The organism is Halalkalibacter krulwichiae, from assembly GCF_002109385.1.
Taxonomy (GTDB): Bacteria; Bacillota; Bacilli; order Bacillales; family Bacillaceae_D; genus Halalkalibacter; species Halalkalibacter krulwichiae.
The window spans coordinates 1,128,600-1,150,902 of the sequence record NZ_CP020814.1; the positions used below are offsets into that span (position 1 = coordinate 1,128,600).

Genomic DNA, 22,303 nt, shown 5'->3' on the forward strand with positions numbered 1-22,303 from the left:
AGGAATATGGAGAGACGAAAAATTATTCTTGTAACAGATGGTGATGAGCATGCCAGAGATGTAGTTGAATTCGTTGCGCGTGAGATAGGCGGAAGATGTATTAGTTATTCTTGGGGCAATCCAACACCAATAAACGGCGAGGAAATCGTCTCTCTTATTTTAAAAACTCCGCATGATCCTGTTTTAGTTATGTTTGATGATTGTGGTCAAAGAGAGTTAGGACTAGGAGAAAAAGCGATGCAATATGTCGCGACGCATCCTCAAATTGAAGTGTTAGGAGCGATTGCAGTTGCTTCTTCTACGCACTCACTAGAATGGGCCCATGTTGATGTTAGTGTTGATCGATATGGGAATTTAACAGAATTTGGAGTTGATAAAGAAGGATTACCAGATCTTGAAAGAGGAAGGATAAACGGCGATACCGTCTATATATTAGATGAACTAGATATACCTGTTGTTATCGGCATAGGCGATATAGGAAAAATGGCGGGCTTTGATACATTAAAGAAAGGTGCGCCAATTACGAAACAAGCAGTTGAAATTATTTTGGAACGGAGCGGATATCATGAGTCACGAAGATGAAAAGAAAGAGACCCCGATATCACGAAATATTGTTGAAAATGAAGCTGAGATTAAAAAAAGACTTGGTTTTGGGAAGTCTTTTGACGTAGGTGTTCGAACATTTTCAATTCTTGATAAACATATTCAAATGTATTTTGTCAATGGTTTGTGTGACATTCAATACGTAATTGAATTGTTAAAAGAATTGATGGATTTAGATTCTAGAGGTAGAAAAACAGAAACAACAAGTGCGAAGCAAGCGATAACCAATCATCTTCCTCACGTCCAAGTAGAATATACCGATACATTAGAAAATGCAATTACCCAAATGTTATCAGGTCTTGTCTTTATTCTAGTTGAAGGTGAAGATCAGGCAATCATTATTGATGTTCGAACATACCCAGGTCGTGGACCTGAAGAACCTGATACAGAGAGGGTTGTCCGCGGTGCCAGGGATGGTTACACTGAAAATATTATTGAAAATACAGCATTAACTCGTCGGCGAATTCGTGACGAAAGATTAAGACATGAGATCATGCAAGTAGGAGAGCGATCGAAAACAGATATTTGTCTTTCGTATATTGAAGGAATTGCTGATCCTAAGATGGTTGAAATTTTAAAAAAGGAACTTGAAGCGATAAACATTGATGGGTTATCTATGTCAGATAAAATAGTTGAAGAATATTTAGTGAAACAGGGGTTTAATCCTTTTCCGCTCGTAAGATATACAGAGCGACCAGATGTGGCAGCCAATCATTTATTCGAAGGACACGTGTTAATTATCACGGATACATCTCCTAGTGTAATTATTACACCGACAACTTTCTTTCACCATGTACAGCATGCTGAAGAATACAGGCAGGCTCCTTTTATCGGGACCTTACTTCGATGGACAAGGTTTATCGGTATCATTTTTTCTTTGTTTGTTTTACCATTTTGGCTCTTGCTTGTGATGCAGCCAGATTTACTTCCAGCTGGTCTTGATTTTATCGGGCCGAATGAAACGAACAATATTCCGATCTTTTTACAAATCGTCTTTGCGGAACTTGGGATTGAATTATTGAGGATGGCAGCGATCCACACGCCTTCTCCACTTGCTACCGCTCTCGGTTTAGTAGCAGCTCTATTAATTGGAGAGATTGCCATTCAGGTAGGGTACTTTACGCCAGAGGTAATCTTGTATGTTGCCATTGGAGCGATAGGTATGTTTGCAACACCAAGTTATGAATTAGGGGTCGCGCTAAGAGCTGTACGAATGATCTTAATTATCATTGTAGCAGCATTTAAAGCACCTGGGTTTATTATTGGTACAACTTTGTTCGTGTTAGCTTTAACAGCAATAAAAACATTTCAGAAGCCTTATCTATGGCCTTTTTTACCATTCGATCCAACAGCTATGTGGCAAATTCTTGTTCGTTCATCAGTTCCGAGTATACGTTTTAGACCAAGCATTGTTCACCCGCAAGATCCAATTAAACAAAAGGTTAAATCAGAATAGGTATAGCAAGTTGTTTCCAATGGGCTACAAAAGTCTTTTGGAAACAACTTTTTTTGGGGTTTTCGTTCAGGTTTAGATAAACGAATAGGCTAAATACATGAAGGTTTAATGGCCAGACTGTTTGCGGTTATAGCTGTCCATCAGCTCTTGAACATATGTATTTAGTATGATAAAGTTATACTCATAATTTTTAATAAATTCTAAGGCATTCAATAGATAATAATCATGTGTAACCTGACCATTGGATTGCGCTACAAAGATTAGGTTACCTACTTGTTTAATAAGCAGCTAGTGTACCGATACTAGCTGCTTATTTTAAGAATAGCCGCCTTGCGGATTTCTTATTTTGTATGAGAAAGGAAGACACATAAATGTATACACATGGAACAAGTCGGATAAATGAATTAGGTCATTTAGAAATAGGTGGCGTAAACACTGTTGACCTTGCTAAACAATATGGCACACCATTATTTGTCTATGATGTTGCCTTGATTCGAGAACGTGCTGCACAATTTCAAGAAGCGTTTAAATCTGAAGGTGTACCATTTCAAGTTGCCTATGCGAGTAAAGCATTTAGTTGTATTGCCATGTTTCAGCTTGCCGATGAGCTAGGTTTAAGTTTGGATGTTGTGTCTGGTGGTGAATTATATACAGCTATTCAGGCGGGGTTTCCGATGGAGCGAGTTCATTTTCATGGCAATAACAAAAGTTTAGCTGAGCTTGAGATGGCGGTTGAAGCAGGAATTGGTTGTATTGTTGTAGATAACTTTTACGAATTACGTGAACTAAGCCGTATTTGTCGTGAGAGGCAGCATAAAATGGACGTGTTGCTTCGAATTACACCAGGAGTAGAAGCTCATACACATGATTACATTTCAACAGGTCAAGAAGATTCGAAATTTGGATTTGACTTAGTAAGCGGTCAAGTTCATGAAGCTGTTTGGCAAGCGAATGAAGATGAGTTTTTGCAGTTGCTTGGAGTCCATAGTCATATTGGTTCACAAATCTTCGAGACGACTGGTTTTGTAATGGCGGTAGAGAAGATGTTTGAATTAATTGGCGAGTGGAAAGAAAAGTTCAATTTCACACCAACAGTCTTAAATCTTGGTGGTGGGTTTGGTATTCGATATATTGAAGGTGATACACCACTTCCGGCAGGAGAATATGTAAAAAAGATGATTGAAGTTGTTAAAGATAAAGCGGCAGCTTATCAGTTAACAATGCCTGAAATATGGATTGAACCAGGTCGCTCTCTTGTTGGTGATGCAGGGACAACGCTTTATTCAATTGGGTCTCACAAACATATTCCTAATGTGCGAGACTATTTAGCTGTAGATGGTGGGATGAGCGATAACCTACGCCCAGCGCTATATCAAGCTGAATATGAAGGAGTACTTGCTAATAGAGCGAATGAAGAAGCGACAGAAACATTCTCCATTGCTGGAAAATGTTGTGAAAGTGGAGATATGTTAATTTGGGATTTACCTCTCCCTAAGGCTAATCATGAAGATGTACTTGCTGTCTTCTGTACAGGTGCTTATGGGTATGCAATGGCGAACAACTATAATCGTATTCCGCGTCCTTCTGTTGTTTTTGTTGAAAACGGAGAAGCCTTTGAAGTAATCCGACGTGAACGATATGAAGACCTTGTCCGTCTTGATTTGTCGTTACCAAAAAAAGTTGTAAAATAAATAATAAATAGTGAAGGAGAGACTAATCATATTGATTGGTCTCTTTTTTTAGTAGAATTTGTTTTTATTTAGATCAGTAGTTACGCTGATAAAGTGGCTCTCTATCTTTATGTCAAAAAAAATGTTTACAAATGTTCGTTTAGGTTTGATAATGAGAATATACTTAAAATGAACTGGAGGATCTTATGTTATCTGTTGAGCGATATGAACAAATCTTACGAGAGCTTGAAATAAATAAAATTGTTAAAGTATCAGAATTAAGTATGGCTCTTGGGGTGACTGAAAAAACGATTCGAATTGATTTAGAAGCTTTAGAGAAAAAAGGTTTATTAAAAAGAGTACATGGGGGAGCGGTGTTACAGGAAGAAGAGGAAAGGATCTTTCCGATCGAAGAAAGACAATCTAGGGTGAGTGACCGAAAAATTGCTATTGCGACAGAAGCTAAAAACAGAATTAAACCAAATGAAACCATTTTATTGGATGGTGGGAGTACCACTTTACAAGTAGCTAAATTGTTAGGTGACTTTCCGGTAACTGTTATTACAAATGATATTAAGATTGCTCACGAATTAATTGATAAAGAGAAGGTACAATTGATGGTTTTGGGGGGAGTAGAATCGGGGCTTCTTCTTCATTATATGGGGTTCAAGCGTCTGAAATGTTAAAGAAGATCAGAGTGAATCGGTTATTTTTTGGTGCGACGGGTGTTTCCATTGAACATGGTTTAACTGTACTTAATAGTTTTCATGTTGAATGGAAAAGCCAGATTGTAGCCTGCGCTGATTGTGTGACATTACTAGCAGAATCATCAAAATTTGGAAAGGTTGGCCTTATCCAATTTGCCACCATTGATAACCTAGATGAAATCATTACTGATTATCATTTGGAGAGAGACATAGAACAGGAACTGATGAAACGAGGGCTTTCTCTAACTATTTGTCAGAAAAGTGGTTAAAATTCAAAAGCTATCTTGAAACAAAACATTACAGGTGCTATAATCGAACTGTAACGAACATAAATGAACATTAAAATACTTAGTTAGCAAGACTTGGAGGTAATCTAATGGTGGGATCTTCATTTCAATTGGATGGAAAAGTTGCACTAGTTACAGGAGCGAGCAGAGGTCTTGGTCAAGGAATGGCCATTGGTTTAGCGGAAGCTGGTGCTGATGTTATTGGTGCAGGTATTAGTGATATGAGCGCAACGCGTGAACAAATAGAAGCGCTAGGCCGTAAGTTTTATCAAATTAAAGCAGACCTTTCTCAACCAGAAGCAGCGAAACAACTAGTTTTAGATGCGGTAAGAGAAACAGGCAAGATTGATATACTTGTTAATAATGCAGGAATTATTAGACGAGCAGAGGCAGAGGTTTTCACGGACGAAGATTGGACGGCTGTCATTGATGTTAATCTAAATTCAGTTTTCCAATTGTGTAGAGAAGTGGGCAATCATATGATTGAGAATGGTTCTGGGAGAATTATAAATATTGCTTCTATGCTCTCGTTCCAAGGCGGCTTAAGAGTACCTGCATACACTGCGAGCAAGCATGCAGTTGCGGGTTTGACCAAATCATTAGCAAATGAATGGGCGAGTAAAGGAATTAATGTAAACGCTATCGCACCTGGATATATGGAAACAGACAATACGGAGGCATTACGTGCAAACGAAGAAAGAAATGCTTACATTACTTCTCGTATTCCAAAAGGGGAATGGGGAAAACCAGAAGACCTAAAAGGCCCCGTTGTATTTCTAGCTTCTGAAGCATCAAGCTATGTTAACGGGCATGTATTATGTGTTGATGGTGGATGGATGAGTTCATAATAAAACTATAATTCTAGTATTTGGAAGGGGACTATTAAGATGGAAATCAAGTATGCAGCAAATCCAAAAGATTCGAAACAATACACAACAGAGAAATTAAGAAGTGAGTTTTTAATTGAGTCACTTTTTGAAAGCGGTAAAATTAACATGGTTTACTCACATCATGATCGAGTGGTTGTAGGAGGGGCAATTCCAACAAGTCAAGCTTTAGTTCTTGATGCAGGAGATGCTTTAAAAACGGACTTTTTCCTGGCTAGAAGAGAAATTGGAATCGTTAACATTGGACCTAAGGGTAAGGTCATTGTTGATGGAGAAGAATTTGAGTTAAATAAGCGTGATTGTTTATATGTTGGAAGAGGGAAAAAAGATGTGACATTCCATAGTGAAGATGCTAATAATCCAGCTCGATTCTATCTCGTATCTTCACCTGCCCATAAAGAGTATCCAACGAAAGTGTTACCAATTGCTGATGCTGAACCGACGAAGCTGGGATCAGACAGTGAATCTAATAATCGTACTATTTATAAATACATTCATGATGGTGGTCTTCAAAGTTGTCAATTAATGATGGGAATGACCTTACTTGAACCAAACAATATGTGGAATACAATGCCAGCACATGTGCATGATCGTCGAATGGAAGTTTATTTATACTTTGATATGGACGAGGATTCAAGGGTGTTCCACTTTATGGGCGAACCTAGTGAGACACGTCACTTAGTTGTAAAGAATGAGGATGCAGTCATTTCGCCACCATGGTCTATTCATTCCGGAGTAGGGACGAAGAATTATACATTCATCTGGGCAATGGCAGGAGAAAATTATACATTCACAGACATGGACTTTGTGAAGATGGAAGATCTTAAGTAATTTAAAGTTAGGACTGACTTGAATTCTACTCTTAAAAAGATAGATTTAGTCAGTCTTTCTTTTTAATAGTTGAATGAGAGAATAAAATCCTGTATGATTAAATTGAATGTAAGCCTTTACTTACTTTAAAATAACAACGTTGTTATTCTTGTTAGGAGGATTTGAAATAATGAAACCGTTCATTCATGATGATTTTATGCTGAACAGCGAAGCTGCCAAAGTACTCTACCATGAGTATGCGAAAGATATGCCTATTTACGATTATCATTGCCACTTAAGTCCGAAAGAGATTGCTGAGAACCGTTCATTCAAGAACTTATCAGAAATTTGGTTGCATGGTGATCATTATAAATGGAGAGCGATGAGAACTCTTGGGGTCGATGAAGAGTTAGTCACTGGTGGAGGCACAGATAAAGAAAAATTTATCGAGTGGGCTAAATCAGTGCCAAAAACGATTGGGAATCCACTATACCACTGGACACATATGGAGTTAAAACGCTATTTTGATATTGATCTACTATTAAATGAAGATACAAGTGAAGAGATTTGGAATCACTGTAACCGTTTATTAGAGACCGAGGAATTTACTACTCAAAAAATGATTGAAAAGTTTAATGTGAAGGTTATTGGGACAACAGATGATCCAATCGACACATTAGAATATCATTTAGCTATTAAGGATAATCCAGATATAACGGCTAAAGTTGTACCTACATTCCGTCCTGATAAAGCAGTCGAAATAGCTCGCCCTGGATTTATTCAATATGTTGAAGCTCTAGGGGAAGCTTCTGAAATTGAAATTGTAAATTATGAAAATCTCCTTGCTGCACTGGAAAATAGAGCACACTTCTTCCATGAAGTTGGTTGCCGAATTTCAGATCATGGCATCGAGAATATTCCTTTTGAAGAGTGTACGTTTGAAGAAGCTTCTGTCATCTTTCAAAAAGTAAAGACTGGGGAAGCTATTACGAAGTCAGAAGAAATGAAGTATAAAACACATACTCTATTGTTCTTAGGAAAACTATATGCATCTTTAGGTTGGGCCATGCAATTGCATATTGGTGCAATCCGTAATAATAATGAAAGAATGTTTTCAAAGTTAGGACCAGATACCGGCTTTGATTCAATCCATGATCTTGATTTAGCTAGACCATTAAATGCTTTTCTAAATGAGCTTGACTTAGAAGATGAACTTCCTAAAACAATTTTATACCATTTAAATCCAATTCATAATTACGTAATTGGGACAGCGATTGGAAACTTCCAATCAAGTGGTACGAATGGGAAGATTCAGTTTGGCTCTGGATGGTGGTTTAACGATCAAAAAGATGGTATGGTGAAGCAGATGACGGATCTTGCTAACCTTGGCTTATTAAGTAGTTTCGTTGGGATGTTAACCGACTCTAGAAGCTTTCTTTCCTATCCAAGACATGAATATTTCAGAAGAATTCTTTGTGATATAATCGGAGGTTGGGTTGAAAGCGGAGAAGCACCTCGAGATTATAAATTGTTAGGAAAGATGGTTCAAGACATTTGTTTTAATAATGCTGAACAGTATTTTGAAATTAATTAATAGAAGAAGGCTGGCTCATAAGAAAATCTCTTATTTGAGCCAGTTTTTTTATTGTGAATCATCCGGTAAATACGTCTATACATAATTAGAATTAAGTTAGGAAACCCAAGTTATTATTGTTACAAAGAGAAAGGAAGTTTGCTCACATTATGAAAAAAATTGTAATCATCGGCGGGGCTGGAACAGTTGGTACCATTTTAACAAAAGGCCTGTTGAAGGATTATGAAGTTACGGTTTTGGATCATAAAAAAAATGAAACACTCGATGTACCTTTTATAAAAGTAGATGCAACGAGTTTGGATGATTTACTGTTACTGGTTCCTGAAGCAGATGTTCTTATTAATTTGTTAAATACAGACACTTCACATGCAATAGAAGATGTACAAACTTTTGAACAGATGACAACTACTTTCTTTAAGGCAACTTATTACATTCTTCATACGGCTCGAAAGAAAAACATTCCTAAAGTGATCTTTGCCAGCACTAACCATGTAACGGATGCTTATGAAGAAGAAGGACGTTCTTTACTTGGACGAGAAATTACAATTGAAGATAAGCCTTCATCAAGAGGATTGTACGGCGTACTTAAATATGCATCAGAACAAATTGGTCAATTATTCTCAATAGAAGAAAATATCTCCGTTATTAATATTCGAATTGGATCAGTGCCAAAAGGAGTGACAAAGCAAACGATTGAAGAAAATGACAGGTTAAAAAAGACTCTACTGTCACATACTGATTTAATTCGTCTATTTACTGCAGCAGTTGAAACAGATCGTTCATTTGGTACATATTACGGGGTATCAGATAATCCTGGGAAACCATGGGACATGGCAAATGCAAAAAGTGAACTTGGATTTGAGTCTCATGAGGACACAACGGATATATTATAGAAAGAGGTTATTTTAGGATAGTCAGTCATGCCTTTCCTAAGATAATCTCTATTTTGTTTACATACCAGAGGGAATGAGTATGTGTTTTATAAGAAGTTATCAATGGTGTAAGAGATACCTAATCTAATGATTATTTACGTACTTAGTAAGCATTTCCTATAATCACCTTAAATGGAGGTGAGCAGATGGAGAAAGTTCGTATTTTTATTGCCGGTGATTCGACAGCATCGAATTACGATCAATCAAAATTTCCAAGAGCTGGCTGGGGACAAGTAATAGGTTCATTACTAACAAAAGAAGTAAGTATTCATAATCATGCTTCGTCTGGGAGAAGTTCTAAAAGTTTTGTGGAAGAAGGAAGACTAGAGAAAATAAGTACTAAGTTAGAAAAAGGAGACTTTTTTTTCATTCAGTTTGGGCATAACGATTCAAAACAGGACGAGAAGCGTTATACAGACCCATTTACTTCCTATAAAGAATACTTGAGACTTTATATTGAAGAGGCAAGACAAAAGGGAGCAAACCCAATTTTGTTGACTCCGATCGAGCGCAGAGGGTTCCATTCAGATGGTAGTTTGGTAGAAACACATGGTTATTACCCAACTGCGATGAGAGAACTTGCAAAGGAGTATCATGTGCCACTTATTGACATAACGAAGAAGAGCAAAACATTATTTGAAAAATTAGGACCTGAAAAAACAAAGGAAATTTTTTTGTGGATTAAACAGGGGGAGCATGTAAATTATCAAGAGGGTGTAAAAGATAATACTCATCTTTCTGAATATGGCGCAAAACATATAGCAAGATTAGTACTTGAAGGTTGTAAGGAGAAGCAAATTCTTATAGCTAATTACATGATTGAGTAGCGGAGGGGCAAATGATTACTGAGAATCAAGAAATCAAACAACCTATAATACCAAAAAACGTGTTTCATATTACAGATTTTGGGGCTATAGGAAATGGAATGTATGATAATACGAATGTGTTTCAAGTTGTAATGAAGAAAATTCAAGAGGTTGGAGGTGGCAAAGTTATTGTTCCAGCAGGAATTTGGCTTACCGGACCGATTCAACTTGTAAGCAAGCTTAATCTTCACTTTGAAGATGGGGCTATTTTGCTATTCAGTTCTAATTTTGATCAATATCCATTAATTCTCTCTAGCTTTGAAGGAGAGGAAACTATTAGATGCAGGTCACCGTTAGATGGAGAAGAGTTAGAAGATGTCGCCATAACTGGAAGCGGTGTCATAGATGGTTCGGGTAGTGCGTGGCGTCCGGTGAAGCGTTATAAAATGACGGAGATGCAGTGGGAACAATTAATTAACTCAGGTGGAATTGTAGACGAAGAAGGAGAAGTTTGGTGGCCGAGTGAGCAAGCGTTAAAAGGGAAACAAGTATTTCAACAGTTACGTAATAGCGGTTCAAGAAATGTAGAAGATTTCAAGTATATAAAAGATTTTCTTAGACCGAACTTAGTTAGTTTAAGAAGGTGTAAGAGAATATTATTAGACGGACCAACATTTCAGAACTCCCCAGCATGGTGTGTTCATCCTTGGGTTTGTGAACAGATAACGATAAAAAACATTACTGTACGGAACCCTTGGTTCTCTCAAAATGGTGATGGATTAGATGTTGAGTCTAGTCGATTTGGTTTGATCGAAGATTGTATCTTTGATGTAGGAGATGATGCTATTTGCATAAAATCAGGAAAAGATGAGGCAGGGCGTCTTTTAGGAGTACCATGTGAGCATATAACGATTAGACGCTGCCAAGTATACAGCGGTCATGGTGGGTTTGTAATTGGTAGTGAAATGTCAGGTGGAGTTCGTGATATTACGATTAGTGATTGTTCTTTTTTTGGAACCGATGTTGGACTACGCTTTAAGAGCACACGTGGTCGAGGAGGCGTTGTCGAGAACATTTACGTTGACCGTATTACAATGAATGATATAAAAAATGAAGCAATTGTTTTTCAGATGTTCTATGAATTAGAAGGTGAAAAGGTTTTAACGGATGAGAAAGTAACGGAGAAAACACCTATATTCCGTAACATTACCATTACGAACGTTTTATGCACTGGTGCACAAACAGCAATTAAAATGAAAGGCTTGCCAGAGATGCCCTTACAAAATATAAACTTTACGAATATAACGATTAGTTCGTTTGAAGGGATTTGCTGTTCCGAATGTGTAGAGCTCAGTTTTTCTAATGTGAAATTAAACATAAAGAACGGACCTTTAACTCAATTAGAGAATTGTAAGCAAGTGGTGTTAGATCAGGTAATAAGCACTGAACCATTAAATTCTTTCTTAAATATAACTGGAAATAAGAATATCACAGTAAAAGGAGAGAGGATCAAAGAGGGGGATTTTGTTTCGGTAAGTAATGAAGTCGATTCAAATGAACTGAAACTAATTAAATCACAATAGGAGGAACAGGAATGACTGTTGGTGCATTGGCTCATTTATTTGGAAAGTTGCCGTATAAGGAATTGGCAGAGAGAATTGGCTCAAAAAAGATTGAGCATGTTCAATTAGCGATTTGGAAAGCGTTAAATGATGAAGATTTTACACAAGTAGGAAAGTTAAACCCTGGCCTAGTAAGACGCATTAAGAAAGAATTCGATAAGCATCAAGTTTCCATATCTGTTCTAGCCTGCTATCTCCATTTATTTGATCGAAATATAGAAAAAAGACAAGAGAATTTAGCGCGCTTTAAAGAGTTGCTTCGATATGCACCCTTGTTCGGAGCGCCAATTGTTGCTGTGGAAGTAGGTAAGATGCCTATACAAGAAGTAACAGATCAGGATTGGGAAACATTGAAGAGTTCTTTAAGCGAATTAATATATGAAGCTCAAAAATGGGGAGTTACAATTGGAATTGAACCAGCCAATGATCATTTAATTGGTAGTGCAAAATCACTTAAGAGAATGCTAGATGAGTTACCATCAACTCATTTGGGTGTAGTTTTAGATCCGGGGAATTTATTAACAGCGGACAATTTTCATAAACAAGATGAGGTTATACAAGAAGCATTTGATCTGTTAGGAGAAAGAATTGTTGCCTGTCATGCAAAAGATAGGATGATTGATGAACATGGGGAAATTCAAACGGTTACCCCGGGGACTGGTCAAATGAATTATGATCTCTACTTATCCTTATTACAATCGTATAAGCCACAATGTGACATTATTATGGAACATACGCCTCCTAATAAGATGAGTGAAGTTAAGTCTTTTATTGAAGGAAAAAGAATCGAAACAATAAAGCGAGCTGCGAGAGCGTAATCTAAAAGAGATAATGAGAAGAGTCTATTTTTTAAGTAAGATGAAAATAGACTCTTTTTAATTCTTACATAATGATAAACATGATGGAGAGTAATTATGTTATAATAAACGACATATTCTGCATAATTGCAACAATTTGAAACCTTTAATAAGTACGAATGAAAACCCTTTCATTCATTTGAGTGATAGGGGGTGTTGAGAGGAGGTCGGTAAATGAAAAGTAAAAGCTTACTGACGAAATTAATAATTTTCGCAAGTGTTGCGAGTGTAATCCCGGTTATTATTGTAGGAATATTTGCTTATGTTCAGTCGTCTAAACATATTCAAGAAAAAGTAAACCACGAGAAAATTCAGATTATTAGGCAAATTCAGTCGAACATTGAACAAGTTCTAGTAACCGTTCATCATAGTGTTAGTAGAACGATTGACTCCCCATTAATGGATTCAGTTATAAGACGCCCGTTAGTAGGAGAGGATTTCTCTATCTATAGAGAATTAAGACAAGAGCTAAGTAATCTACGATCATTTGACACGAAAGTCGATGAGGTTGTTCTTCTGAATATTCAAGAAGACTGGTTAGTAAACAATGCTGGCTTGTCAAGATTGAACGAACATCCAGACAAAGATACATATTTGTCTTATCTTGATTTGGAATTTAATACGACATGGATTCTTTTAGAAAATGAGGCCTTTTCAGAACCGATCTCTGGTCGGAATTGTCCTCATACTATTAGTCTAGTAAAAAAATTACCCCCGAAATTGAGTTCAAAATATGGACTGGCATTTACAAATATCGCAACTTGTAGTTTAGCAGAAATGATAAATGTTGATGAGCTGTCAGATGATGTTATGATTACAGATGAAAATTTCCGGATAATCGTCCATCGAGACCCAACTTTAATAGGGGAATTCTTGGATGATACGAAATATATTGACACACTAAATGGCTTTTCAGAAAAGGCAGGTCAATTCGAGATTGAATCTAGTGACTTCCCGTATACTGTTACGTACCAAAGATCTGATTTTAATAATTGGAATTATATTTCTTTTACTTCAATTGATATGTTAACAGAGGAAAGTAAAAAAATAGGGTGGTTTACGTTTTTTGTCATTACGTTTATTGTGTTAACTTCTATTTTATATATTTGGATTATCAGTCGAAGATTATATTCCCCGGTGAATAAATTGGTCGGTTATATTGAAGAACGACTGCCAGACCGAAACAGAGATCGCAATAACAGAAATGAGATAGAGATTATTGAGGAACATATCAATGACTTATTCTCATCTAAATCAAATTTGGAAATGGAACTGCGAGAACATACTCAGCAAATCAGGTCATTGTTTTTAAATCGATTGTTTACAGGGAATTTTAGGTCGAGTGAAATCACACAAAACTTATCTTATTATCAACTGGACGAAAGAGTAGCTAGTTGGAAGGAAATGACTGTTTGTACATTGCACATCGATAATACCGAAAAGAAAAACTATGATTCAAATGATCTTGAAAAATTATCTTTTGCTGTTCGAAATATAGTTGAAGAGTCGATTGCAATAGACAATCGATTACCTACGGTATGGATTGAAGACACGTTAGTGATTTTGCTAGGGTATGAAGACTCTACAATGGATCATGTATATGAGGTAACAGAAAGTATACAAAAGGTTATTAAGAATTCATTGAATTTATCGGTTAGTATCGGTGTAAGTATGTCTTTCCATGAGATTAAAGAAGCTAAACGAGGGTATAGAGAAGGCATTGAAGCATTAAAACACAGAATGCAACTTGGGGCAGGCGTTATTATTCACTTTAGTAGTATTAACTCTGGAAAACATACAGTTCTTTTCGATTATCCGAAGAGAACAGAAGAAGAATTGCTTGTTGCAATAAAATTAGCTGACGAAGAAAAAGTGTTAAGCCATTTATCTGCTTGGATGTCAAAAGCATTTAAAAATGCACAATCCCCAAGAGAGTATCAAATTTCTCTTATGAGATTGTTAAACAGTTTGCTAATGGTTAAGCAAGAAAGTGGAGTCAGTTTTCAACAAATTGATGTTTATCATGCATCTTTATATGAGGAGCTGCTTCAACTTCATATGAAAGAAGAAATAGAGGACTGGTTTAAAGGTCGATTGATTATGCCGTTACTGAAAGTGTTTAATGATCGGCGAGAATCTCAATTTCAAAATCTTTCGGAGAAAATCATTGATATTATTCAGAATCAATATGACACTGAGGTTACTTTAGAGGAATGTGCTGCACAACTTCATTATAATGCTAATTATTTAAGCAGTGTCTTTAAACAAGAGACTAACTATACGTTCAGTGAGTATTTAGCTATGTATCGTTTTAAAGTTGCGAAGCAGTGGTTAATTGAAACAAATATGACGGTTAAAGATATTGCTGAAAAATTAAAGTATAAAAACTCACAGAACTTTATTCGTTCGTTTAAAAAGCAAGAGGATATGACACCTGGGCAGTATCGCGAAAAGTACAAAGAAACGTCGTAAACATGTGATATGGCACTTAAAAAGGTGAGCGAGCCTTTTCTAAGTGCCATTTCTTTTTGGAGTGTAAACATAATATGAAATGTTACGTAGATAATCATTAGATCAGATATCGACGAAACCATTGGTAACACAACGTGTAAGTGCTTACATTATGAGTATTTGATTATATACTTCACTTAGTAAGTAGCATACGATCAACTTAGATTTCTTAATCATGTATGCATAATCAACATGATTGATTTGTTTTTGGAGGTGATTATGAAAGGGCTTACAGATGTATTATCCATTTCTTACTAAGTAGGCGGTGGATGAACAATGAAACAAGGTTTAAAGATGACAGAACCTTTGTATCTAGTTGTATCAAAGGATGGAAAGGGAGACTTTTTCTCAATTCAGGAGGCTGTTGAAGCAGTCCCCGAGCAGTGTCCATGTGTAATCTATGTAAAAAAAGGGATCTACAAAGAGGTTGTTTGGATTCCATCGTCAAAACCCTTTATGACAATAAGGGGCGAAGATGCATTTGAAACGGTTATAACCTTTGATAACTATGCCGGAAAAAAAAGTGAGTGCGGCAGAGTATATGGTACGAGTGGAAGTGCTAGTTTGTATGTTTTTGCTGATGATTTCAGAGCAGAACATTTAACGATTGAGAATTCTTTTGATTACTTAGAGGATGTAGAGGGGAAGCAAGCGGTCGCTGCTTATACATGTGGTAAGCGGTTGGTGTTTAAAGAAGTTCAATTTCTCGGACATCAGGATACGTTATATGCTAATACTGGCACTCAGTATTTCGATCATTGCTACATTAAAGGACATGTCGACTTTATTTTTGGGGCAGCTCAGGCTGTATTTGAAGAATGTGTTATTGAATCTATTGATCGAGGCCTACAAGTAAATGGTTATATTACAGCCGCCAGTACATTAGTCAACAAGCGCTATGGGTATTTATTTCTAAAATGTAAATTAATTAGTACGGCAGAATGTAATACGGTTTATTTAGGACGTCCTTGGCACCCAGGTGGGAATCCAAATGCTGTGGCCAACGTTGTATTTATGTATTGTTACTTAGGCTCACATATTCATTTAGACGGCTGGACGGACATGTCAGGATTTAAAGCCAAAGATGCACGTTTTTATGAATATAAAAATGTTGGACCAGGGGCAAGTGTTAATGCATCTAGAAAGCAACTCACAGATGAGGATTCGAGGAAATATAGCAAAGCATATATCTTAGATGGCTGGGAGCCAAAAAGATAGGTAGAATTCAGTTAGCATTGCTTCAATTATAGTACTATCAAATATATTAGATGGGGGTTAGTAAATGTTTAAGTCTAAGAAGGTTTTTGGTTTAGTCTTTACCTTTGCTTTATTTGCAATGTTACTTTCTGCTTGCAGCAATAATGAAAGCACTTCAAGTGGTGACACTGACTCTTCTGGAAGTACGGGAGATTCAAGTGATGTCGATGTTAACTCAATAGAACCGATTGAGTTTTCTATTATGACAAACCTTCATACAGCAGAAACTCCTGATAAGAAAATTCAAGAACTAATCGAAGAAAGAACAGGCTACACGTTAGATATTCAATGGGTTCCAGACAGTAGTTATGAAGAAAGATTAAACACGGCATTTGCTACAGGTTCTTTCCCAGAAGCTGTTCGTGTTGGATTCCAACATTTAAATCAATTTAAAGATGCAATTCGTAACGATCAGTTTTGGGAGATTGGACCATATCTTGACCAATTTGAGTACTTAAGTAATTTTAATGATGAAATTCTAGCTAATACAACAGTAGACGGAAAAATTTATGGTATTTACCAGGGTAGACCATTATCTCGTCAAGGAATGATTTACCGTAAGGATTGGGCTGATAATTTAGGTCTTGAAGCACCAACAACAACAGACGAATTTATGGAAATGGTGAGAGCCTTTACTGAAGATGATCCAAATGGTACTGGGCGTAATGATACGATTGGTTTAGCAGATCGTAGTGACCTAGTATATGGTGGGTTTAAAACAGTTGCGTCTTGGTTTGGAACACCACATGAGTGGGGCGAAAAAGATGGAGAATTATTACCAGAATTTATGTTCCCTGAGTTTATGGAAACGTTAGACTTCTATCATGAAATGCATTCAAACGGTTATATTAACCAAGATTTCCCTGTAACAAGTAAGCAAGACCAAGTAGCTTTATTAACAAATGGTACAGCTGGTGTGTATGTTGGTTCAATGGAAGATGTGACAAGTCTTTATAATGATGCAAGTGCATTAAACCCAGATATTGAATTTGATGTTCATAACTATGTCGAAGGACCGCATGGTGAATTTGGGGTCTGGGCAATTCCTGGATTTAGTGAATTAGTAATGTTTCCTAAATCTGCCGTTGAGTCAGAAGAAAAGCTTCTTAGCATTCTAGGTTTTTATAACGAGCTTATGAATCCTGAGATTGCTAACATTCTTTATTGGGGAATTGAGGGAGAGCATTACGAAGTCATTGACGGAAAAGCTTCTGCAATTACAACAGATCAACAGAAAATAGATAGAGAGATTCGTCCATATTTAACACTAGAAGTTGGAGAGCCTGCGACGAATGGTCGTTACACCATATATACGGATTATGAAGTAAGACAAAAGGCAGACCAATTAATCTTAGAAAACAATGATTATTTAATTACAGATCCAACAATCATCTTAGATTCAGAAACATTTATACGCGATGGCGATAGATTAAAGCAAATGATTGATGATGCAACAGTTCGCTACATTCTTGGTCAAACGGATAAAGAAGGATTCGAAGCAGCGGTTGAAAACTGGAAATCACAAGGTGGAAACGCTGTTATTGAAGAATTCAACGCTTCATATCAAGAACAAAATTAACAACAAGAAGAAGGAATGGCGTTAACGCCATTCCTTCTTCTTGTTAGTATGTAAACTGAGAGATTCCCTTTTCAGGAAGAAATTCAGCTTATAATGTGATCACTGATAATGGTTATGTCACTTATACTCTGGAAACGAATCTCTACGAAACAATTACTAACTTGTCTAGTTATTTGATAATCACCATCTCAGTCGCTACTAAAAAACGTTGAAATATCAGTGTTTTTAAACCTTTTATGGCGTAATGATTATAGCTGTAATCAAACATTACTATTAGTATTTATCTTAGAAAGCGGTTACATTAATGTGATTTCACTCAGAAAGGAAGTTGTTAAATGGAGAATAATGTTGGACTAGAAAAATCTAAGACGCCATTACCGAAGCCCGATAGACGGGCTGAGTTAATGAGAAGCATTAAAAAAAATAAGTGGCTTTATTTAATGATAGCCCCGGGGCTTTTATACTTTTTTGTCTATAAGTATATCCCGATGTATGGCCTAATTATTGCGTTTCAAGACTATAAGCCTTATTTAGGAATTACAGGAAGTGAATGGGTTGGCTTTCAACACTTTGAGAGGTTATTTACAAGTCCTGAGTTTTGGATGATCTTCCGGAACACACTCGTCTTATTTGCCTTACAAATATTAGTGTTTTTCCCGATTCCCATTATTATTGCTCTAATGCTTAATGAAGTACGAAATCAAATGTTTAAGAAAAGTGTTCAAACGTTAATTTATATCCCACATTTTATGTCATGGGTTGTAATCGTTTCAATCAGTTTCGTCATGCTGACACTTGACGGGGGAATTATCAACTCTGTTATTGAAGCTCTTGGTTTTCAAAAGATTAATTTCTTAATGAATCCAGATACTTTCCGTCCAATGTATATTTTACAAGTTATTTGGAGAGAAGCAGGATGGGGAACGATTATATTTTTAGCTGCAATTGCGGCTGTTGATCCTCAGTTATATGAAGCGGCAAAAATGGATGGAGCAAACCGTTTGCGCCAAGCGTGGCATATTACACTACCAGCAATTCGCAGTGTCATTGTTGTTCTATTAATCTTGAAAATTGGCGATGTGTTGGAATTAGGTTTTGAGCATGTGTATCTTTTGCTAAATGCTTCGAACCGTGAAGTCGGGGAGATTTTCGATACTTATGTTTATACAGCTGGTTTAAAACAAGGTCAATTTAGCTATAGTACTGCAGTTGGTTTCTTCAAAGGGATTGTTGGATTAATCCTTGTTATGTTCGCTAACTGGTTAGCGAAGAAAGCTGGAGAAGAAGGAGTTTACTAGGGTTTTTAATAATAGAGAACAAATTAGGTTAGATCCATTTAAGGAGGAAGCATAATGGTTGGAGACAAGTCATTTGGCAGTCGTCTATTTAATTTTACAAACCTTACACTTTTGGCAATCATCGCGTTGCTTTGTGTCTTGCCGTTTATTCATGTATTAGCTGCTTCATTTACAACTAGTGCAGAATTAGCAGAAAAGCGATTTGTATTATTCCCTACAGTTTGGAGTTTAGATGCATATAGATACATTTTCTCTACAGACACCGTAATGAGATCAATGATGATTTCCATTGGAGTAACGTTAGGTGGAACAGCATTTAGTATGTTCTTATCGACACTCACAGCATATGGACTTTCGCGACAGGATCTAGTTGGTAGAAGATTTATCATGTTCTTCATCGTTTTCACGATGTTATTTAATGGAGGGATGATCCCGACATTCTTAGTTGTTCAACAAACGGGCTTACTAAATTCATTAGCTGCTCTCGTTATTCCTGTTGCTATTAATGCCTTTAATATGATTATTCTAAAAAGTTTCTTCCAAAATCTTCCTGCGGGTTTAGAGGAGTCAGCAAAGATTGATGGTTGTAGTGATTTTGGAATATTATTCCGAATTGTTATCCCATGTTCGATGCCAGCGATTGCAACAATCTCTTTATTCTATGCGGTAACTTATTGGAACACGTATATGCATGCAATTCTTTATCTGAGTGATTCGTCTAAATGGCCTGTACAAGTTTTATTAAGACAAATCGTTGTTTTAGCTAGCGGATTAAACTATGACGGGGCAGAGTTCACAAGTGTTCCACCACCTGAAATCACAATCAAAATGGCTGTAATTGTTGTTGCGACGATTCCTGTATTAATTGTTTATCCTTTCTTACAGAAGTATTTTGCTAAAGGTGCTTTAATTGGTTCAATGAAAGGTTAATAGGTCAAATGGATGCAGCATGATAAGTAGCTAGGCTTTTGAGAGATAAATTGGTACTTTTTATTTCCTAGCTACTCATCTTACTTCCTAGTGAAATGTTATGAAAGTAGGTGGGGATTTGGGGATGAGTTCAATAAACTTTCAATCTATTTTGGAGAAACTGGATCATCATTATCATGGGTTGCTCCGATGGTTAGGTGGTCAATACGATCCAAGCACAGGCGGCTTCTACTATGCTAGGAGCTCGATAGCAGATCATCGTTTTAGCCCTGATATAGAGTCGACTGCACAAGCCTTAAATATACTGCTTCGGAATGATTTAGTAAACGAAATGCCACAACAGATGAAACAGCAAATGGTTCGCTTTTTTCAAAATAAACAAGTGGAGAAAACTGGTTATTTTTACGATGAAAATCCATTAATGGAAAAGGATGAAGTAATGGTTCATCGAGCAATTAATTATGCTGTGAATTCACTGAACAGGCTTGGTAGTACACCTCTTTATCCTTTACCACTGAAGGCGAAGTCGGCTCCAGATTACGTTGAAACACCTAAGACCTACTTAGAAAAATGGAGAAGCATTGATCTTCGCAATAGTTGGAGAGGTTGTGATCTTCTCGCAACTTCCTGTGTTTATATCGGTGAAATGGATGAGGAAAAACAAGAGACATATTTAAAAGAGGCTGTTAGTTACCTTGAATCAATTCAAGACAAAGAAACAGGTCTGTGGGGAGAAGGGAGCTTGTATGTTCAAATTTCTGGAACGTTTAAGCTTCATACATTTTATAGTAAATTTCAAATTCCAATGCCTAACACCGATAAAATTTATCAAAGTATCTTAACATGTCTAAGAACTGAAGAAGCTGAAGATATGTGCTACATCAGGAATCCGATTGATTTACTATCTTACATGAACTGTTCGCTACCGAAAGGAGACTTAGCTGAGATCCTTGAAATTACGGCTCATAATCTTAGTAAGTTAAAGAGAGAAGATGGCGGATTTTCTAGGGAAATAACTTCTTCTCCACCAGCACCGAATGTTGCTCAAGTAAAAAGAGGAGAATTCTATCCAGGAATGCCTGAAGCCGTTTTATTAGGGAAAGGGCTTTATGAGGGGGATATGAACGCTAGTACACAAGCTACATTGATTCGACTTCAGTGTTATCGTTTAGCAGGTATTCATCCACAGCCACTTAAGGATGCTTCGAAATTCTATTCATATTTTTAATGAAAAGGGTTGATTGTTTTAAGTAATCAAGTAGAGAGAAGTGTTGTAAAAGCATGAAACTACTTTCAGTGCCAAAAGAAAAACGGTTATCAAAACAAGCAGTTATTACGCTTGTGAATCATACAATTTTTCAATTTGGGAACTCTTTATCATTGATTTTTATTAACTTGTATTTATGGCGCTTAACAGAAAGTTTAGTAGTTAATGGTTTGTTTAATTTGACTGCTATATTATCGCAAGCAATCGCAACTTTAGTAATTGGGAAAATCGCAAAGCAAAAAGGACATCTCGTCATTTATCGGTATGGCATTTTTCTAACAGCATTGTTTTACTTATGTATCGTCGTTACTCAAGAGAATATGGTTCATTATTTTATGTGGTTTGCTTTATTAAGAGGTATTTCTCAAGCGACTTATTGGTTAAGTTATTTTACGCTTGCGCATGAAGTATCTAGCAATCAAAATCGGCATCGTTATCTAGGCTGGAACCAAGTTCTAATGGGATTAGCGAATTTAGTAGGTCCTGCTGTTGCAGGGGTTGTGATTAGTTGGCATACAGAGCTTACAGGGTATGTAATTGTTTTTTCTGTTGCGTTTATCATGTTTATCATCGCGACGATTGGTAGTGTCAGGATTGAAAAGGTAGAAACTCACCATAAAGAATATTACATGAAATATATTGGTCAAATCATTAAGAAAAGAAAAGGATTTGGAAGATCGTTATTTGGATGGTTTATTATTGGATTTCCACAAGGAATTTTAATGTATATTCCTCCGATCTTATTGTTTACAATTTTTCCTAATGAAAGCTTTATAGGATATATGAATGTTTTATTTCTAAGTTTATCAATTCTTGCTAGTTATATTATTTCACGAATTGCAAATTTGGAATCAACAAAGCGCTATTTATATATTTCAGCAATTGGAATGTTAGTTTCTTCAATGTTTTTACTATCGGAGATTTCGATTTGGACAGTCGTTTTGTTTATGGCTATTCAGTCATTATTTAAGCCGTTACAAGCAAACACATACGCAGTCTACTATTTTCAATGGCTTGATTTTATTCCGTTAAAAGAGAATTTTCGTGTAGAATCCGTTGTGTTACGTGAGGCACTTATCAATTTAGGCAGAGGTTTAGGTATTGTCTTATTTATGGTCTTTTCAACTGAAATAAATCCAGAGACAATACCGTGGATACTTGTATTTGTTATGGCGATTCAAATACTTATTCCGAGTCTTGCAAAAAAACACAATTAGAAGGGTGAGTTAA

The 22,303-nt window shown here is 36.5% G+C and carries 17 protein-coding genes and 1 pseudogene; all 18 read left to right on the top strand.

Annotation, left to right across the window (positions count from 1 at the left end):
* The first annotated feature begins 6 nt into the window (after positions 1 to 6).
* The 18 genes and pseudogenes from spoVAEA to BkAM31D_RS06020 all read left to right on the top strand — a co-directional run bounded on the left by spoVAEA (position 7) and on the right by BkAM31D_RS06020 (position 22,290).
* Positions 7 to 582 carry a stage V sporulation protein SpoVABEA gene (gene spoVAEA / locus BkAM31D_RS05935; protein WP_066154119.1) on the top strand — a complete coding sequence of 192 codons (576 nt, stop codon included), beginning with the start codon at positions 7 to 9 and terminating at the stop codon, positions 580 to 582.
* Complete coding sequence (locus tag BkAM31D_RS05940; RefSeq protein ID WP_066154122.1) at positions 566 to 2,059, top strand: spore germination protein; 1,494 nt, start codon at positions 566 to 568, stop codon at positions 2,057 to 2,059. The genes spoVAEA and BkAM31D_RS05940 overlap by 17 nt, the downstream gene beginning before the upstream one ends.
* Before the next feature lie 371 nt (positions 2,060 to 2,430).
* Complete coding sequence (lysA, locus tag BkAM31D_RS05945; protein ID WP_066154125.1) at positions 2,431 to 3,750, top strand: diaminopimelate decarboxylase; 1,320 nt, start codon at positions 2,431 to 2,433, stop codon at positions 3,748 to 3,750.
* A gap of 185 nt (positions 3,751 to 3,935) precedes the next feature.
* Positions 3,936 to 4,705 (top strand): annotated as a pseudogene (locus tag BkAM31D_RS05950) (DeoR/GlpR family DNA-binding transcription regulator).
* Between the two features lie 107 nt (positions 4,706 to 4,812).
* Positions 4,813 to 5,571: a 2-dehydro-3-deoxy-D-gluconate 5-dehydrogenase KduD gene (gene kduD / locus BkAM31D_RS05955; RefSeq protein WP_066154132.1), complete on the top strand. Its 759-nt coding sequence runs from the start codon at positions 4,813 to 4,815 to the stop codon at positions 5,569 to 5,571.
* Positions 5,572 to 5,610: 39 nt separating this feature from the next.
* A complete protein-coding gene (gene kduI, locus BkAM31D_RS05960; protein WP_066154135.1) occupies positions 5,611 to 6,441 on the top strand; it encodes a 5-dehydro-4-deoxy-D-glucuronate isomerase in 831 nt (276 codons plus the stop codon).
* A 169-nt stretch (positions 6,442 to 6,610) separates the two neighbouring features.
* Positions 6,611 to 8,014, top strand: coding sequence for a glucuronate isomerase (gene uxaC / locus BkAM31D_RS05965; RefSeq protein WP_066154138.1), 1,404 nt, complete (start codon positions 6,611 to 6,613; stop codon positions 8,012 to 8,014).
* A 149-nt stretch (positions 8,015 to 8,163) separates the two neighbouring features.
* Positions 8,164 to 8,907 (top strand): NAD-dependent epimerase/dehydratase family protein, encoded by a 744-nt coding sequence (locus BkAM31D_RS05970; protein ID WP_066154140.1) that lies wholly within the window; start codon positions 8,164 to 8,166, stop codon positions 8,905 to 8,907.
* Between the two features lie 185 nt (positions 8,908 to 9,092).
* Complete coding sequence (locus tag BkAM31D_RS05975) at positions 9,093 to 9,773, top strand: rhamnogalacturonan acetylesterase (RefSeq protein WP_066154143.1); 681 nt, start codon at positions 9,093 to 9,095, stop codon at positions 9,771 to 9,773.
* Positions 9,774 to 9,784: 11 nt separating this feature from the next.
* Positions 9,785 to 11,335 carry a glycoside hydrolase family 28 protein gene (locus tag BkAM31D_RS05980; protein WP_066154145.1) on the top strand — a complete coding sequence of 517 codons (1,551 nt, stop codon included), beginning with the start codon at positions 9,785 to 9,787 and terminating at the stop codon, positions 11,333 to 11,335.
* An 11-nt stretch (positions 11,336 to 11,346) separates the two neighbouring features.
* Complete coding sequence (locus tag BkAM31D_RS05985; protein WP_066154147.1) at positions 11,347 to 12,192, top strand: sugar phosphate isomerase/epimerase family protein; 846 nt, start codon at positions 11,347 to 11,349, stop codon at positions 12,190 to 12,192.
* Between the two features lie 213 nt (positions 12,193 to 12,405).
* On the top strand, positions 12,406 to 14,703 hold the full coding sequence (locus BkAM31D_RS05990) for a helix-turn-helix domain-containing protein (protein WP_066154150.1): 2,298 nt from the start codon (positions 12,406 to 12,408) through the stop codon (positions 14,701 to 14,703).
* Between the two features lie 315 nt (positions 14,704 to 15,018).
* Positions 15,019 to 15,960, top strand: a complete 942-nt coding sequence (locus tag BkAM31D_RS05995) for a pectinesterase family protein (RefSeq protein ID WP_235820411.1) — start codon at positions 15,019 to 15,021, stop codon at positions 15,958 to 15,960.
* Between the two features lie 64 nt (positions 15,961 to 16,024).
* Positions 16,025 to 17,578, top strand: a complete 1,554-nt coding sequence (locus BkAM31D_RS06000) for an extracellular solute-binding protein (protein WP_066154153.1) — start codon at positions 16,025 to 16,027, stop codon at positions 17,576 to 17,578.
* A gap of 404 nt (positions 17,579 to 17,982) precedes the next feature.
* Positions 17,983 to 18,876: an ABC transporter permease gene (locus BkAM31D_RS06005; protein WP_371807195.1), complete on the top strand. Its 894-nt coding sequence runs from the start codon at positions 17,983 to 17,985 to the stop codon at positions 18,874 to 18,876.
* A 54-nt stretch (positions 18,877 to 18,930) separates the two neighbouring features.
* Positions 18,931 to 19,806, top strand: a complete 876-nt coding sequence (locus BkAM31D_RS06010) for a carbohydrate ABC transporter permease (protein WP_066154158.1) — start codon at positions 18,931 to 18,933, stop codon at positions 19,804 to 19,806.
* Positions 19,807 to 19,930: 124 nt separating this feature from the next.
* Positions 19,931 to 21,034 carry a prenyltransferase/squalene oxidase repeat-containing protein gene (locus tag BkAM31D_RS06015; protein ID WP_066154160.1) on the top strand — a complete coding sequence of 368 codons (1,104 nt, stop codon included), beginning with the start codon at positions 19,931 to 19,933 and terminating at the stop codon, positions 21,032 to 21,034.
* A 53-nt stretch (positions 21,035 to 21,087) separates the two neighbouring features.
* Positions 21,088 to 22,290 carry an MFS transporter gene (locus BkAM31D_RS06020; protein WP_066154163.1) on the top strand — a complete coding sequence of 401 codons (1,203 nt, stop codon included), beginning with the start codon at positions 21,088 to 21,090 and terminating at the stop codon, positions 22,288 to 22,290.
* Positions 22,291 to 22,303: the final 13 nt, after the last annotated feature.